Genomic DNA, 16464 nt, shown 5'->3' with positions numbered 1-16464 from the left:
GCCTTTATCTTTTCCGCAGGTCAGATCCACTGCAAACATGTTAGTCTTTTGCCGTTCCACGACGCCCGTTGTTCCATTTACCTTCTGGCAGGCGCAACATTGAATCATTTTATGAAGAAAGGGATTTTTTGATGAGGTTTCAAAAGCTTGTAATTGTTTTCTTGAGCAGCCTTTTGCTGATGTGTGCCGGTTTGTCAGCATCGGCACAAACCGTCCACGAGCCCTCCCGCGGCACTGCCGAGCGCAAGGACATACTCGATGCAATGCGTCCGATGATGGAGGCAAGGGTGGGACCGCCGGTCGAGTTCGTCGTCAACTGGATGCGTTCCGGCCATGGCTGGGCTTTCGTCCAGGTCTCGCCGCAGCGCCCAGGTGGTGGCGCCATTGACCTGTCCCGCACGACCTTCGCCTCGCAGGCGGACTATATGGATGGCCTCGTCACCTTCGCCTTGCTGCGGTACCAGTTCAACCGATGGAACCTGGTCGACTTTGTCGTCGGCCCGACAGATGTCTTCTGGCAGGGCGATCTGCTCTACGCCCAGGTACCCCGCGGCCTGACACCCTACTGAGCGCCTTTCTGACTGGCCTACTTTGCCGGATCCTTCTGCGTTCCGGCAACTTCCTCCATCATGTCATCTTCAGAGTCGGCTTCGTCCTTGGAATCGTCCCCCTGGAAGAGCTCCGGCTCCTGGTCGGTGTTCTCTGAGGATGCAAACACGCCCGACTGCTGAAGTTCCTCTTCCGCCAGCTCGCCCAGCACGCGTTTTCCCGCCGCCACACGGTCGCGCGCTTCATCCATGATCTTCTTGGCCAGCCCTTCATCCCTGTCCATCAGGTGTTTGAGGGCTTCCGCCTCCAGCACCAGAAGCTGGCAATCCTTGTAAGCGACCACTTTCGCGGTTCTGGGTGTCTGATTGATCAGTGCCAATTCGCCAAAGAAACTGCCTTCTCCCAGATAGACCGTGTCGTGCTGCAGCCGGATTTCGACTTCTCCGTCGGCAATGAAATACATCTTGTCCGCAACATCGCCCTGCTCGGCAATCGTGCCGCCCTTGCGCACGCGAAGCGACTGCAGCAGCTTCGCAACTTCGGCAATCTCCGTCGCCTTCAGGTCTTCGAACAGGGGTACGCGTGCCACCATCGACCAGGTGACGACAAAATCCCGGCTATGGATTTCCCGGGCAAAGGCCGAAGCAATGATGCCGACCGGCAAGGCTATCAGCCCGTAGCCCATCAGCATGACGATACCCCCAACCGTCTTGCCGAGATTGGTGACCGGCACGACATCGCCATAACCGACGGTCGTCACAGTGGTAATTGCCCAATAGATGCCGTGCAGAATGCTGCGGAACTTTTCCGGCTGGTCGTCATGCTCGATCAGATACATCAAGGTGGCAGCCATCAGGATCACACCGCAGATGATCATGCTCGATCCGAGCAGTGCCCTGCGCTCGTTGCCGACGGCGGAAATCAACGAACGCAACGCGGGTGAATACCGGGCCAGCTTCAGGAAGCGCAGCAGCCTCAGGATGACGACCATCGTGACGGCCTGATTGGGCAAGAACACCACGAACAAAAGCGGCAGGGCCCCGATCAGATCGATGATCGCGTCCGGCTGCATCGCATAGCGCAGCCTGGAAAACACCGGCCCGTAACGGCGCAGCGGCGGATGGAGATCGGCCACGTAAAGACGCATGACGTATTCGGCCAGAAAGACAAGTCCGCTGCCCAACTGGATCAGACGCAGGTGCGTGCTCAGGATGTCGCGGATTTCCGGCACGGTTTCCAGCACCGCAAGCGCGATGTTGATCAGAATGAGGACGATCAGGAAGTTCCGCAGCACGCGCGCGCCGATGCGGCGTTTGCCCGTGTCCTCAAGCACCTCATAGAGCGCCCGTTTGAATTCGTGGCCGGACACCGAGCCCCCCGTTTCTGATTTTGCTCGCGTTTTCATGAATAGCCGAAAGACAGGCTACGACAAAGCTCTCCACGCGGACAGCCCTCACCATGCCGCACGAAGCTGTGCATAGGGGTGAGCGGAACGTGATTGGGCAATTTTGTCGCAGGCCCCATCTCCATGGATAGCCAACCGAACGGAAGGAGGACACCATGACCATAGACACCGACAAGGTTCGCGCCGCAGAAACCACGCCTCACCATATCGTGCTGAAAATGTTGCTGGTCTCGACGTTCTTCGCAGCAGCCGCGCTGGCAGTGACTGCTTTGCTGAACTGAACCAACCGGCAGGCCGCCGGAGGCAGACCTGACCAGGCCACCTCAACCGACGCCTCCCTCCATCGTCATCCCGGCCAAGCGAAGCGCGAGCCGGGACCGGGGAGCGGCAAGCCTTGCAGGACCTCAAGGGGCCATGCCGAGAGCGATAGGGCTCCCCGATCCCGGATCTTCGCTTCACTGCGTCCGGGATGACCAAAGAGGGGTTTGTTTGAACTCGGTAGCTAGGAAGAGACCTGATGCCTTCAGGCGAGCGGGAAAAGCGCCAGTAGGGCCGCCTTCCCCACAAAACTACCAATATCCCCTCCGTCGTCATCCCGGCCAAGCGAAGCGCGAGCCGGGACCGGGGAGCGACGAACCTTGCAGGACCTCAAGAGGCCATGCCGAGAGCAATAACCCCCGATCCCGGATCTTCGCTTCACTGCGTCCGGGATGACCAAGGAGAGGCTCGCGTAATTTCTCCCCGAGAAGTGACCGAGCGCCTTAAACGAACAAGGGCGGCCCTGATGGGACCGCCCTTTTCAATTTTGATTGCCGGAAGGACCATCAAAGCCCCGTGAGGTGCGCCTCGATTGCGGCAACGGCTGCGTCGGCCTTGGACCCATCCGGTCCACCGGCCTGCGCCATATCAGGCCGACCGCCACCACCGCGGCCGCCGAGCGCTTCCGAACCGATCCGCACCAGATCCACGGCGCTGACCTTGTCGGTCAGATCCTGCGTGACGGCAGTCACAATGGCAGCCTTGTCGTCTTCGGCAACGCTGATCAGAACGACCACGCCGGACCCGAGCTGGGTTTTGGCCTCGTCGGCCATGCCTTTCAGATCCTTCGGGTTGATCCCCTCGACGATACGCGCCATCAGCTTGAACGCGCCGGCGTCCTTAACCGGCGTGCCGCCTTCCGCTCCACCGCCCATGGCGAGCTTCTTCTTGGCGTCCGCCAGTTCGCGCTCCAGCTTCTTGCGATCTTCAACCAGCTGGGCCACGCGAGCCGGAACATCATCGGCGCTGATTTTCAGCAGGCTGGCCAGTTCGCGCATGCGCTTGTCCTGGGCATCCAGATATTCACGGGCTTCTGCGCCGGTCAGCGCCTCGATCCGGCGAACACCGGCAGCAACCGCACCTTCGGAAACCAGTGTCACCAGACCGATATCACCGGTACGCTTCACATGTGTACCGCCGCACAGTTCAAGCGAATAAGGCTTGCCCTGCTTGGGGCCATGGAGAGCGGTCCCCATGGAAACGACGCGAACCTCATCACCATATTTTTCGCCGAACAGAGCCATGGCGCCAGCTTCGATAGCATCATCGACTGCCATCAGGCGGGTGTCGACAGGCGCGTTCTGAAGCACGATCTCGTTGGCAAAGCTCTCGACCGTTGCCAGCTCCTCATCGCTCACCGGCTTGGGATGCGAGAAGTCGAACCGCAGGCGCTCCGGCGTTACCAGCGAGCCCTTCTGAGCGACGTGATTGCCAAGGACCTCGCGCAAGGCCTCATGCACAAGGTGCGTAGCTGAGTGGTTGGACCGGATCGACTTGCGGCGGGAATGGTCGACCTTCAGCTCCAGGGCAAGGCCCGGAACCAGCTCGCCTTCTTCCACGGTGACCGAATGAACGAAGAGCCCTTCGGCCTTCTTCTGCGTATTGGTCACGGCAACCTTGACGCCATTGGCCAGCATCCAGCCGGTGTCGCCCACCTGGCCGCCGCTTTCGCCGTAAAACGGCGTCTGGTTGAGAACCACGAAACCGCTTTCACCTGCGGAAAGTTTGGCAACTTCCTTGTCGTCAGCAGCAAGACCGGCAACGACGCCTTCGGCCGTCTCGGTCTCATAGCCGAGGAAGTCCGTGGCACCGTGCTTTTCCTTCAGTGCGAACCAGACTGCTTCCGTCGCAGCGCTGCCTGACCCAGACCAGGCCGCACGGGCTTCCGCTTTCTGGCGCTCCATTGCAGCATCGAAGCCATCCGTATCAACGGAAATGTCGCGCGTTCTGAGCGCGTCCTGGGTCAGATCCAGCGGGAAGCCGTAGGTATCATAGAGCTTGAACGCGGTTTCCCCATCCAGACGCCCCCCAGCCTCAAAGCCTTCGGTTGCGGTGTCGAGCAGGCCGAGGCCACGCTCCAGCGTCTTGCGGAAACGCGTTTCTTCCAGCTTCAGCGTTTCGGTGATCAGATCTTCAGCGCGGCTCAGCTCCGGATAGGCACGGCCCATTTCACGCACCAGCGCCGGAACCAGCTTGTGCATCAGCGGTTCGCTCGCCCCAAGAAGATGGGCGTGGCGCATGCCGCGGCGCATGATCCGGCGCAGTACATAACCGCGGCCTTCGTTGGACGGAAGCACACCATCGGCAATCAGGAAGCTCGTGGACCGCAGATGGTCGGCAATCACACGGTGGCTGCCGGTGGCGTCGCCTTCTGCTTCCACACCCGTGGCGTTGACGGACGCCGCGATCAGCGCCTTGAAGAGGTCGATGTCGTAGTTGTTGTGAACGCCCTGCATGACAGCGGCGATACGCTCGATGCCCATGCCGGTGTCGATGGACGGACGCGGCAGGTCGAGACGCTTTTCCGGCGTCTGTTCGTACTGCATGAAGACGAGGTTCCAGATCTCGATGAACCGGTCGCCATCTTCTTCCGCAGAGCCCGGAGGGCCGCCCCAGATGTGGTCGCCATGGTCGTAGAAGATTTCAGAACAGGGGCCGCACGGGCCGGTATCGCCCATGGACCAGAAGTTGTCTGACGTCGCGATGCGGATGATCCGGTCTTCGCTGAGACCTGCGATCTTCTTCCAAAGATCGAACGCCTGATCGTCTTCGGCAAAGACGGTTACCAGCAGCTTGTCCTTCGGCAGGCCGAATTCCTTGTTGACGAGGTTCCAGGCCAGTTCGATCGCCTGGTCCTTGAAATAGTCACCAAAGGAGAAGTTACCCAGCATCTCGAAGAAGGTGTGGTGGCGTGCGGTGTAACCGACGTTGTCCAGGTCGTTATGCTTGCCGCCGGCGCGAACGCATTTCTGCGCCGTGACCGCACGGGAATAGTCGCGCTTTTCCAGGCCGGTGAACACGTTCTTGAACTGGTTCATGCCCGCGTTCGCAAACATCAGCGTCGGATCGTTACGCGGCACCAGCGGTCCGGACTCGACCACTTCGTGGCCGTTTGTCTTGAAATAGTCCAGAAAGGCAGAGCGGATTTCATTTACGCCGGTCATTCGGATCTCGCATCGGTCACAGCCCCGCACATGAGGGCCTGTTGAAAATCTTGAAGGCGCTGGATCTGGGTTGCCGATCCGCGCCGGAACAGCCTTTTAACTTTCACCTCCAACCCTGTCCAGCGGTTGCACGGACCCGACCCAACGGAAAGCTGCCGGGAAACAGGCGATTTCCGGAATGAAGGCTGCCCTCATGCGCAGGACAACCGCTCCAACGGGATCTGACCTCTTCCAATTTCGCTCCGTTGCGGGTCCCGAAAAGCAAAAGGCCCCCTTCCGGAGTGCGGAAGGAGGCCCTTGGAAGACCGGACAAACGTCCGGAGCTCTTGCAGACGGAGACCGGAAGCTGAGGATCAGTCCTCTGCTTCTTCCGATGCAGCGTCCGGATCAATGATCGCATCGGCGATCAGGCCGGCGTTCTGGCGGATCGCCAGTTCGATTTCATCGGCAATTTCCGGATTATCCTTCAGAAACTGCTTGGCGTTTTCCCGGCCCTGGCCAAGACGCTGGCTGTTGTAGGAGAACCAGGCACCCGACTTTTCAACGATGTTGCCCTTGACGCCAAGGTCGATGAGTTCGCCGGTCTTGGAGACACCTTCACCATAGACGATGTCGAATTCCACCTGACGGAAAGGAGGCGCAAGCTTGTTCTTGACGACTTTCACGCGGGTCTGGTTGCCGACGACTTCGTCCCGGTCCTTGATCGCACCGATACGGCGGATATCGAGGCGGACAGAAGCATAGAACTTGAGCGCGTTACCGCCGGTCGTGGTTTCCGGAGAACCGAACATGACGCCGATCTTCATGCGGATCTGGTTGATGAAGATCACCATGCACTTCGACTTGGAAATCGACGCGGTCAGTTTGCGAAGAGCCTGGCTCATCAGACGGGCCTGCATGCCCGGCAGGCTGTCGCCCATCTCGCCTTCGAGTTCAGCCTTCGGCGTCAGCGCGGCGACCGAGTCGATGACCAGAACATCGATGGCGCCGGAGCGCACCAGCGTGTCGGCAATTTCCAGCGCCTGTTCACCGGCGTCCGGCTGGGAGATCAGCAGATTGTCAATATCGACGCCAAGCTTGCGCGCATAGATCGGATCCAGCGCGTGCTCCGCATCGACAAAGGCGCAGATACCACCGGTCTTCTGGGCTTCGGCAACCGCATGCAGGGCAAGCGTGGTTTTACCCGAAGACTCCGGCCCGTAGATCTCGACGATACGGCCGCGCGGCAGACCGCCGATCCCGAGCGCGATATCAAGTCCGAGCGACCCGGTCGAGACGGCTTGCACCTCAACCACCTGGCCCTGACCCATCTTCATGATGGAGCCTTTGCCGAAGGCGCGTTCGATTTGGCTGAGCGCTGCGTCCAGCGCTTTTGTCTTATCCATCTGGCTGCTTTCTACGAGACGAAGTGTACTTTGCGACATGGCTTACGCTCCTTATTCCACGATGGACGCGCCGTTTCAATGAGAGCCTTTGTACACATTTTGTTCTCATTTGACAAGTCGGCAAAACCGATTGGTATTAAAATGAAAATGGCTGTTTGTTTCCAATATGTTCTCACTTATCGATTTTAAAACTTACCTAGCGTAATCTATTGATCGGAACATCCCGTGATTCCGCGATCGGGCAGAATCACCGTCGCTTGCCTGCCGCCAGTTGCCGCCCCGGCCTTAATCTGCTAGCCCGCCTCTTCAACGATTGCCAGTACCGGCGCATCGAACGCTTCTGTTCTGATGCCGGCTTTTCATGAGACAGTCCAGAACGTGACTTCAGCCATCTCCTCCCCCGTTATCGCAATCGGTGCGATCCATTACGATACGATCGCCCATGCCAGCGAGCCGATCCGCCCCGAGACCTCGACTCCATCGAGGCTGAACGCAAAGCCGGGCGGCGTTGCCACGAACATTGCCCGTGCGCTGGTTCGGCTCGGGGTTGGAACACGCCTTGTGGGAGCGGTTGGAGAAGACGGCGCTGCAGACATGCTTTCCCGCCAGCTCAGCCAGGAGGGGCTCGAGTTGCATGTGAAGGCCCGGAGAGGTTTCGCAACGGGCCAGTACCTCGCACTGCATAATCCGGCAGGTGATCTTGCAGCCGCCTGCGTTGACGACCGTGTTTTGTCCGAAGCTCCGGAGGATCTCTTCGACGGTATCGTTGCCGATCTTGCAGCAAACGCGACGGACGATACGATCTGGTTTCTGGATGCAAACCTGCCCGCTGCAATGCTGGTCCGGTTGACGGGGCGTGCCTTGCCCGGGCGTCTTGTTGCCAATGCCGTTTCGGATGCCAAGGCAGTCCGGCTGCGTGGGGTTCTCGACAAACTGGATTGCCTGATGCTGAACCGCGGCGAAGCGGTCACGCTTACCGGGCTTTCCCGCGGCACGTCTTCTCAAGACCTGGCGGTGGCCTTGTCGCAGACCGGTCTCAAGAGTTTTGTCCTGACCAGCGCAGCATCTGATGTGCTGGTGCTCGAAAGCGGGAAACTTCACCGGTTCGCACCGCTTCAAACAGAGATCGTCGATGTCACCGGAGCAGGCGATGCATTAAGCGCCGGAACGGTCGCGGCGCTCGCCAGAGGCTATGGCCTGAAGCAAGCAGTCCCTATAGGCCTTGCAGCTGCAGCCCTGACCCTGCGCAGCACCGGCGCCCTCGCGGAAGAGCTCTCCTGGGACGCCCTCGCCAACTTTTGACCATATGGACAAATTCCAATCTTGGCGCTGCTCCGCCTTGCGCCTATAAGACCCGCAGAATTGACCCGGCCCGAGCTGCCGGACGAAAACAGAAAGGCACACGCCGTGACCACTCCGACAACGCCCTCCGCCATCAGGGATCTGATCGTTTACAGCGATGAAGTGCGCGAGGTACTTGCGAACGGCAAGCCGGTCGTTGCGCTGGAATCGACCATCATCACTCATGGCATGCCTTTTCCGAAGAACGTTGAGACCGCCCGTGAGGTGGAAGCCGACATTCGCGCGGAAGGCGCCGTTCCGGCCACCATCGCGCTGATGGACGGCAAGATCATGGTGGGCCTTTCCGATGAGGATCTCGACCGCCTGGCACAGGCCAAGGACGTGATGAAGTGTTCACGTGCCGACCTGACCTTCGCACTTGCCACCGGACGCTACGGCGCGACAACCGTCGCCGCCACGATGATGGCGGCGCATGCCGCTGGTCTGAAGGTCTTTGCCACGGGCGGCATCGGCGGCGTTCACAAGGGTGCGGAAGAAAGCTTCGACATTTCCGCCGACCTCGATGAGCTTGGCCGCACGCCGGTCTGTGTAGTGTCCGCCGGTGCCAAGGCATTGCTCGACATTCCCAAGACCCTTGAAGTTCTGGAAACCAAGGGCGTTCCCGTCATTGCTTTCGGCACGGAAGACCTGCCGGCATTCTGGTCGCGGGCCAGTGGTCTCAAGGCCCCCTACTCCCTGAATTCGGCCGCCGAAATCGGTTCGCTCCTGAAGATGCGGTCCCGTTTCCCGGATCATGGCGGCGTCCTGATCGCCAACCCGGTACCGGAAGTCGACCAGATCCCGCGGGATGAAATGACCGGTTATATCGATGCCGCCATTGCGGATGCCACTGCGAAGGGTGTTCGCGGCAAGGACGTGACCCCGTTCGTTCTCGGCGCCATCCTGGAGTTGACCGGTGGCCGCAGCCTCGACACCAACATTGCGCTGGTGCGCAACAATGCCCGCCTGGCCGCGCGTATTGCTGCTGAACTGGTCTGACGGCACGTTTTCTCGAGAAACCAACTGGACCCAAAAAATCTGCCGGGCTTTCAATCCGTTTGAAGTGAAAGCCCGGCAGACTTGTCAGGACGGTTTGTCTTCCACCGGTTGAGGCACTTCCGGCGCCTGACGGCGCTCAAGTGCCGCCGCCAACCGGTCGATATCCTTGAAATGCAGGTCCCGCTGCGGGAACGGTATCTCGATACCCGCCTTGCCAAGCTCGTTGTAGACCGTGAAGTAAAGGTCCGACTTGGTAATCATCACATTGCCGATGTCTTTCAGGAAACATCTCAGTTCGAAATTCAGCGAGCTGTCGCCCAGCCCGATGAAGAGAACCTGCGGCGTCGGATAACGTGCGATGGTGTTGTGTCCGCGTGCCGCATCGAACAGGATGGATTTTACCTTTTCCAGATCACTGCCATAGGCAACGCCAACCGGCAGGATGAGCCGGCCCGATTTGTTGGTCAGCGTCATGTTCTTGACCGTGCCGGCAATCAGGTCCGAATTCGGAATGATGACGTCATGCCGGTCGAAGGTTTCGATGCGCGTAGAACGGACAGAGATCTTGCGGACATATCCGGATTGTCCGGAGACCTCGATCCAGTCGCCTTCCTTGATAGGCCGTTCAATCAGCAGAATGACGCCGGAGACAAAGTTGGACACGATGGTCTGGAGACCAAAACCGATACCGACCGACAGAGCACCGGCGACGACTGCAAGACTGGACAGGTTCAGTCCGGCGGTGGAAATCGCAATCAGCGACGCCAGCGTGAGCCCGACATAGCCTGTACCGGTGACCACGGCGTTCTGCGCACCGCTGTCCATCCGCGTCTGCGGCAGTACGGTCGCCTTCAGCAGGTTCTGCAGCCAGCGCGTTACGACAACGCCAATGCCGAAAATGGCAACCAGGACGATGAAGGAGTCCAGCGACAGGTGAATGTCGCCCAGTTGCACGCCGTTCGTGAGCAGATACCAGACCTCGACGATATCCGTTCCGCGTGCGCCCCAGGTCATGGCGATCAGGGGCGCGAAAATCAGTGTCAGAACACAGATTAACCCAAAGGCAACGAGGACCGGAGCAGGTTCGTCTTCTCGCTTGCCGATAGCCGTTTTCACGACAACGAGCACGAGATGGTAAAGCATGAAGCCGAAACCAAGCTGCGCAACCGTCATGATCACCGGCAGGATCGCCACCCGGGCAAGCTGGACATAACCGACCAGCGTCACGGAGACGGCAAGAACGGCGGATGTTTTCATGAGTAGCGACAAGAAAAGCAGAAAGCCGGATTCCTGCGGCTTTACTGTTGCCTCTTCGGGCTCTTCCGCTGTCTGCTCGCTCTCCTCGGCATTGCTTTCAACGGATTTGTTGGACCTGATGACGCTGGCAAGTGACCAAAGCAGTACCGCCGCCATCGCGATTGGGGGAGCAGAAAGCACCGAAATCGCTGCCGTACCGAAAGCGTTATCGAGTTCGAATGCCTCGACCGCCACTTCAAGGGCCATGAAGACGCCCAGCCCCTGGCAGAGACGCAACCCGAGTTTTGCTTCCCGGTCACCCAGCTCCAGGAGACGCCAGCGATCCTGCCCGGGGGCAAAAATCGTGTGCCCCAGCCAGTTCGCTATGATCATCACGAGAGCCATTACCGGCACAGCGATAACCGCCGTGCGAACCGAGTTCGGATAGATATCGAGAATGGGAAAGATGGAGACCAGGGCGACGGCACCAATGGTCGGAAGCACGATAAAGCTGGCATTGTAGAGCACCGCCAGCATCAACGCCTTTGCACCAGTGGCCGGCTTTTCGCAATAGACCTTCAAAGCCCGTGAAATCGGATGCTGCAGAACCGTCAGGAACAATATCCCGAAAATTGCCAGACCGAGGGAAAGCGGCACCGTCTCATGCAGTTTCTTCGAGACGCTCGGACGGGCCAGTTCGTTCTGCACACCACGTTCGAACCGCTTTATGAATTCCCCGATCTCCTGAAAGCCCGCGGCCCAGGTCGACGGTGCAAGCGGCGAAGGATACCTGTCCAACAGCGTTGAAAATTGCCGCGCACGAAGCTGCCTGTCGACCTGGCGAATGTAGAAGATAGCCTGATTGTTGATTTCGCCGGCCACACGGACCGGTGCATTTGCGGCCGCCAGCGCATTGGTAAGCTCAAGACGTCTTGCAGCAACTTCTTCAGCTTCCTTCTGCCCGTCTGCAGGCGGTGCACCGAGGCTGTTCAGCTGGGCTTCCAGGGCGCTCGCCCGAATGTTCCCGCGATCTATGATCTCCGCGCTGGCGTCCCGAACCTCAACGAGCTGAGACCGGAGCTGATCGAGGGTCTTGGGAGAAATGCTTCTTTCTTCCAGCGCCGTTGCCGCCCGGCTGAACAATTCGGCCGACCGCGCTAGGGGCTCCGGCGGAACCTGCCCGGCCTCCTGGGCAAGCAGCGTTCCGGCCGGCATGCCGCCGGCAAAAGTGATGGATAAGGCCAGAACCAGCAGGATACACTTGAGAAACTTCATGAAGACGCCATCACTTTTGGGACAAGGCCCGGTTCCGGTTCACAGACTGACCACGTTGCCTGGGAAGCCAGGTGGGCTTCAAGGCATTTGCATCCATCCACGGTCCGATTCGAACAATCAGCTTATTTGCGAATTTCGGCAGATCTTTCACCATGGAAACACATTTGTCGCAAAACGGGCCTAAGGAAAGGCTCTGGCAGGTTTCAAGGCTGCCCGGCTTTGGCCCGAAATACGTGCCAAGCCGTTGACAGAGCGGCGTAAGCCTGCCCTAACATGCGAAATTATGACGTTAACAGGACGTTGCGGCAAAATACCTGAAAACAAGCCGCGTCCTTCAAGGAGGTCAGACATGACAGACGCGGCAACCCCTGAAACCCCGCAGACTGCAACGGCTCCGGCAGGAAGCATTTCCCCGCTTCAGTACCTCGACCGTGCGCTGTCGACCCTCCGCGACATCGGCATCACGCCGGAAAGCGAACAGGATGCACCGATCAACGCCCTTCTGGAACAGATCACCGATCTTTCTCCCGACAAGGTGCTGATCATCACCCGGACCCTGGCCCAGGCTTCCAATTTCAACGAGGTTGTTCGCTCGCAGGTTCAGCAGATGGATATCGGCGAACGCTACGAGCAGATCACCGAGGCGTTCAATTCCATCCGCGATGACGCGAAGGCGCTGGTCGATCAGCTTGCCGACGGCAAGATCTCCTTCACCGAGAACCTGTCCAACAAGTGGCGCGACTTCCGCCGCGGGACCATTTCCGATCGTTTCGATGATATCCGGGGTACCTACAAGGACGTTGCAAAGGCAACCAAGGACCAGATCGAGCGGGAACAGACCATTCTGGAAGCCTATCGCGATTTCCGCGGCGCCTTGAAACAGGCGGAAGTCACCGCACTGGAACTGCTGAATATCGCAACCGGCAAACTGGACGCTGCCAAGGGTGCCCTTGAAGCTGCCTCCAGCGAAGTCGAAGCCTACACCGGTGACGACCCGGCGCAGAAGGCACGCCTTGAACTGGCACGCGACGAGAAGCTGCGTGAAATGCAGGACGAGGAAAAGCGGTATCAGATCGCCAAGGACCTCTCCGACAACCTGACGATCGGCTACAACACGTCAGAGGTCATCATGGCGCGTCTGGTCCAGACGACCAACGCCAAGGAGCGCGTATACGCCCAGTCGGTCAGTTTCTTCTCCACCAATGAATCCGTTCTCACCGCACTCAACGCCTCGTTCACCGGCCTGCAGGGCCTGCACGAAAGCACCGAGACGCTGAACGCCATGAAGGACGGCATCAACAAGAGCCTGGAAACGCTGGCGGACATCGGCGACGAAGTGCAGAAAAAGGCGCTCGAAGCCGGCTATGGACCGACCGTTGCCGCAGCCTCGGTGAAAAAGCTTGTCGACTCCGTCGTCAATTTCCAGGTGCAGTCGCGCGAAATCATCGACGAAATGCGCGAGATGTCGACCAAGAATTCCGAGGAAATCCGCAACGCCGTGGAAGACGGCAAGCGGCGGCTTGCCAAGCTGACCGCCCAGGGCAAGGCCCTTTGATCTGACGATAATCCGGCAGGCCGGACCCTCCGGCCCGCCCTTTTTCAAGAAGACATGCATTCATGGCAAGCAAATCCGACGCCCCGCTTGACGATCTGATGATGGCGATGGACGTGGTCGACACGCTGCGTCATGAAGAAGGTCAGGTGGCTCGCGAGCTGAAGACCGATGAACGCGATGCCGCCATGGTCGAACGGCTGCGTCAGGTCTATGCGTCCCAGGGCATCGATGTTCCGGACCATATCCTGAAGGCGGGTGTCGAGGACCTGAAGCGCGACCGCTTCGTCTATTCTCCACCTTCCGCAGGCTTCCAGCGCACCCTGGCGATGATCTACATCTTGCGCAGCACCTGGTCAAAATGGCTGGCGGCGGTCGTTGCTGTCGTCATCGTTTGCATTGCGGCCTGGTACTTCATCGTCAAGCTTCCGGCGCAACGCGCGGAAGCGGACCTGCTGGCAAGGCTTCAGGCCCTGCCCGCGACCTACACCGAATTGGTCGGGCGGATCGATTCCCTGACCGAAAATACCGAAATCGAAGCCAACGCCGCACGTCTGGCCACCGACGGCAACCTTGCCCTTTCGGACGGCAACAACGAGGCAGCCTTCAAGGCGGAGGCCGACTTGCGCGATCTTGCCGGACGGCTGCAGGAAGTGTTCGAGGTCCGGATCATTTCCCGCGAAGGCGTGCCGACCGGCGTTTCCCGCATTCCCGAATCCAATCCAGACACCGAGAACTACTACATCGTGGTCGAAGCCGTGGACGCGGACGGCAAGATCCTGGAGCGCAGGATCGTGTCGGAGGAAAGCAGCGAGGCCGAACTTGTCGACAAATGGGGCCAGCGCGTTTCGGAAACCATCTACAACGCCGTTCGGCGCGACAAGATGGAAGACGGCATCGTGCAAAAAGGTGTCCTGGGGCAAAAGCGGCGCGGAGAGCTGGATATCAAATGGCGCAGCGGCGTTCAGGACGGAGCAATTACGAAATGGTAGCGGTTAGGATTGCACCGCCTCACCGGGAGGCACCGGCATGCTGACGGGACGCCAGACCCTGGGCACCATCGAGCAGTCGCTTGCCGATTTGCGCCGTGAAGAAGCCGAGCTGAGCAAGCGGATCGAGCGTTCGACCCGCGCTTTGACGGACCTGCAGGAACGCCAGAGTGAAGCCTACCGGGACCTTGCCCGGTTCCGACTGGATACCGACAGTGCCGGAGCACTCAACACACGCCTCGACAGCGCCGCACGGGAAGCCCGCAAGCTTCTGGACAAGCGCAATGCGGACTACAAGGTTCTGACCGACCAGTTGCGCCAGTGCGAAAGCGACCGCAGCCAGTTGCAGAAGAAGCGCGTCGAGCTCGATAGCGCCCGTGATGCCGCCGAAAACCAGATGGACGAGTTGATGGAGGCTGTCGACGGCCGTCTGGAAGGCGATGCCGGTTATCAGGCACAGCGCGAGAAGACAGAAGCCGCTCTTGCGACTGCGGAGGCAGCCGCCTCCAAGGCGGCTACATCCGAAAAGGACCGAAAGGAAAAAGGCAAGGCCTATGAGGCCGATCCGCTGTTCATGTATCTGTGGCAACGCGGTTTCGGAACGCCGGCATACGCGCACCGCGGTCTTGTGCGCTCGCTCGACCGATGGGTGGCCGGCCTTGTCGGTTTCAACGACGCCCGCGCCAATTTTGCGATGCTGACCAGCATTCCGGACCGCATGGCGCGCCATGCGGAGCGCTGTGCCGAAATCGCACTGGAAGAACAGGACAAGCTCGCGGAGTTCAGCCGCAATGCGATGACCGACGCTGCCGGAACGGATCTTGTCGGCACCATCGAAACCCTGAGCGCGGACATCGACCGTATCGACGGAGAACTCGACAATCTGGACAGGCGGATCGAAACGCTGTCCTCGGCCCTCGCCGAATTTTCCAGCGGGGAAGACACCGACTTCCAGAAGGCGGAGGAACATCTGTCCGTTTCTCTGCAGGCGGATGACCTCAAGGATTTGTGGCGCGCCGCGCTCGATACCCCCTCGCCCGAAGACGAGAAAATCGTTCAACGGATTGAGGATCTGAAGGAGCGCATCGACCAGGTTACACGCGAGATCCGTCAGGACAGGGAACTGCAACGCGATATTGGCCGACGTCGTGCGGAACTTGCAGACGTCATCAAGCGTTTCCGTTCCAGTGGCTATGGCAGCTGGGAGTCCACCTTCTCTGACGAGAAGCTGACGACCGTCCTGTTGGGCGAGTTGGTCAAGGGTGCGATTACCGGTGCCGAATACTGGGCCCGCGCGGAACGTTCGCACAAACGCCGCAAACCGAAGGGACGTCAGGTCGCGTTCCCCAACGGTTCGGGTCTTCCCAAATCCATGGGAGGCTTCGGTGGCGGCTTTGGCGGAAGTTCCGGCAAACGGTCCGGCAGCAGTGGCGGCTTCGGCGGTGGTGGTTTCAAAGGCGGTGGAAGTTTTGGTGGTGGCGGTTTCAAGACAGGCGATACATTCTGACCTTCACCGATTGAAATCCCTGCCCCCGTGAGGCCACAAGGCTTCGTTAGGAGTGTTGTGTCAGTTTACTGGCAGAAGATGGTGGCGGTCACATGCAGTTTTCTTGTGCTTTGTGAAGACGTGTTCTAGACCGGCTCTTAAGTTGACCATTTTAACCTTGGGACTGCCCATGCGACGTATCGTTTTATCCGCTTTTTGCGCTCTTGCTCTTGCCGCCTGCCAGTCCGGGTCCTCTCAGCGCCCCACACAGCCGGATCAGCCAAGGCTGGACGTGCCGGCCGGCGCGCAATCGGTAAATATCGCAGCCGATCCGGCAAGCGTGCGGTCCGCACTGGTCTCCAGTGCCCAGGAACGCGGCACCGTCGTACTGCAGGACCAGCCGAACATGGTGGTTCTGGAACGGCCGATGACCGGCGCGAACCCAGCGCTCGATTCCGAATTCGGCCCATCCGACAACGGCCAACGCGTGATCCGCATCCGGGTTCGCTTTACCGGAACGCCTTGCCAGACGCTGGCTGTTCAGGATCTTGCCGTGATCAACAACGTGCGCACGGCTCTTGAGCAGAGCTTCGTCCTGCCGGGCAACCCGAACACGATGCAGAGCCTGCAGGGTCTGAAGTCGCGCGCCGAACAGGGTAGCTCCTGTCCGCCGGTTTCTTCCTGACGCATCAACAGTCAGTCTTGAAAATGACGAGGCGTGGCCGGGTTTCCGGCCACGCCTCTTTCATGCCGGCCTACTCCGAA

12 protein-coding genes are annotated in these 16464 nt (G+C 59.6%); 8 read left to right on the top strand and 4 right to left on the bottom strand.

The features are described 5' to 3' along the window. Positions 1–131: 131 nt before the first annotated feature. A complete protein-coding gene (locus FIU93_RS16235; protein ID WP_152506167.1) occupies positions 132–569 on the top strand; it encodes a hypothetical protein in 438 nt (145 codons plus the stop codon). 17 nt (positions 570–586) lie between these two features. Here FIU93_RS16235 and FIU93_RS16230 read toward each other — a convergent pair whose 3' ends face one another. Next, positions 587–1918 (bottom strand): cyclic nucleotide-gated ion channel, encoded by a 1332-nt coding sequence (locus FIU93_RS16230; protein WP_208993906.1) that lies wholly within the window; start codon positions 1916–1918, stop codon positions 587–589. A 191-nt stretch (positions 1919–2109) separates the two neighbouring features. Between FIU93_RS16230 and FIU93_RS31710 the strand changes: the two genes are divergently transcribed. Continuing rightward, positions 2110–2235, top strand: a complete 126-nt coding sequence (locus tag FIU93_RS31710; protein ID WP_023000808.1) for a hypothetical protein — start codon at positions 2110–2112, stop codon at positions 2233–2235. Positions 2236–2778: 543 nt separating this feature from the next. Here the strand turns inward: FIU93_RS31710 and alaS are convergent. Then, positions 2779–5436: an alanine--tRNA ligase gene (gene alaS, locus FIU93_RS16225; protein ID WP_152506166.1), complete on the bottom strand. Its 2658-nt coding sequence runs from the start codon at positions 5434–5436 to the stop codon at positions 2779–2781. Positions 5437–5789: 353 nt separating this feature from the next. Then, positions 5790–6860 carry a recombinase RecA gene (gene recA / locus FIU93_RS16220; RefSeq protein ID WP_031269221.1) on the bottom strand — a complete coding sequence of 357 codons (1071 nt, stop codon included), beginning with the start codon at positions 6858–6860 and terminating at the stop codon, positions 5790–5792. Between the two features lie 339 nt (positions 6861–7199). On the opposite strand from recA, the gene FIU93_RS16215 reads away from it, so the two are divergent. Then, on the top strand, positions 7200–8123 hold the full coding sequence (locus tag FIU93_RS16215; protein ID WP_209010144.1) for a PfkB family carbohydrate kinase: 924 nt from the start codon (positions 7200–7202) through the stop codon (positions 8121–8123). A 105-nt stretch (positions 8124–8228) separates the two neighbouring features. Next, positions 8229–9161, top strand: a complete 933-nt coding sequence (locus FIU93_RS16210; RefSeq protein WP_152506164.1) for a pseudouridine-5'-phosphate glycosidase — start codon at positions 8229–8231, stop codon at positions 9159–9161. Positions 9162–9245: 84 nt separating this feature from the next. On the opposite strand, the gene FIU93_RS16205 is transcribed toward FIU93_RS16210, so the two are convergent. Then, the gene (locus FIU93_RS16205; RefSeq protein ID WP_055655149.1) at positions 9246–11672 is read right to left on the bottom strand and encodes a DUF3772 domain-containing protein; all 2427 of its coding nucleotides are present in this window, start codon (positions 11670–11672) and stop codon (positions 9246–9248) included. A gap of 349 nt (positions 11673–12021) precedes the next feature. Between FIU93_RS16205 and FIU93_RS16200 the strand changes: the two genes are divergently transcribed. From FIU93_RS16200 to FIU93_RS16185, 4 genes are all read left to right on the top strand, one after another. Next, entirely contained in the window at positions 12022–13227 is a 1206-nt protein-coding gene (locus FIU93_RS16200; RefSeq protein WP_152506163.1) for a cell surface protein, read from the top strand. A gap of 62 nt (positions 13228–13289) precedes the next feature. Continuing rightward, positions 13290–14216, top strand: a complete 927-nt coding sequence (locus tag FIU93_RS16195; RefSeq protein ID WP_152506162.1) for a DUF6384 family protein — start codon at positions 13290–13292, stop codon at positions 14214–14216. A 37-nt stretch (positions 14217–14253) separates the two neighbouring features. Continuing rightward, complete coding sequence (locus tag FIU93_RS16190) at positions 14254–15720, top strand: hypothetical protein (protein WP_023000798.1); 1467 nt, start codon at positions 14254–14256, stop codon at positions 15718–15720. A gap of 169 nt (positions 15721–15889) precedes the next feature. Then, positions 15890–16384, top strand: coding sequence for a hypothetical protein (locus FIU93_RS16185; RefSeq protein WP_023000797.1), 495 nt, complete (start codon positions 15890–15892; stop codon positions 16382–16384). Positions 16385–16464: the final 80 nt, after the last annotated feature.

The organism is Labrenzia sp. THAF35, assembly GCF_009363595.1.
GTDB lineage: Bacteria > Pseudomonadota > Alphaproteobacteria > Rhizobiales > Stappiaceae > Roseibium > Roseibium algicola.
The sequence above is the reverse complement of the archived record's forward strand: the minus strand, read 5'-3'. Positions and strand labels throughout refer to the sequence as shown.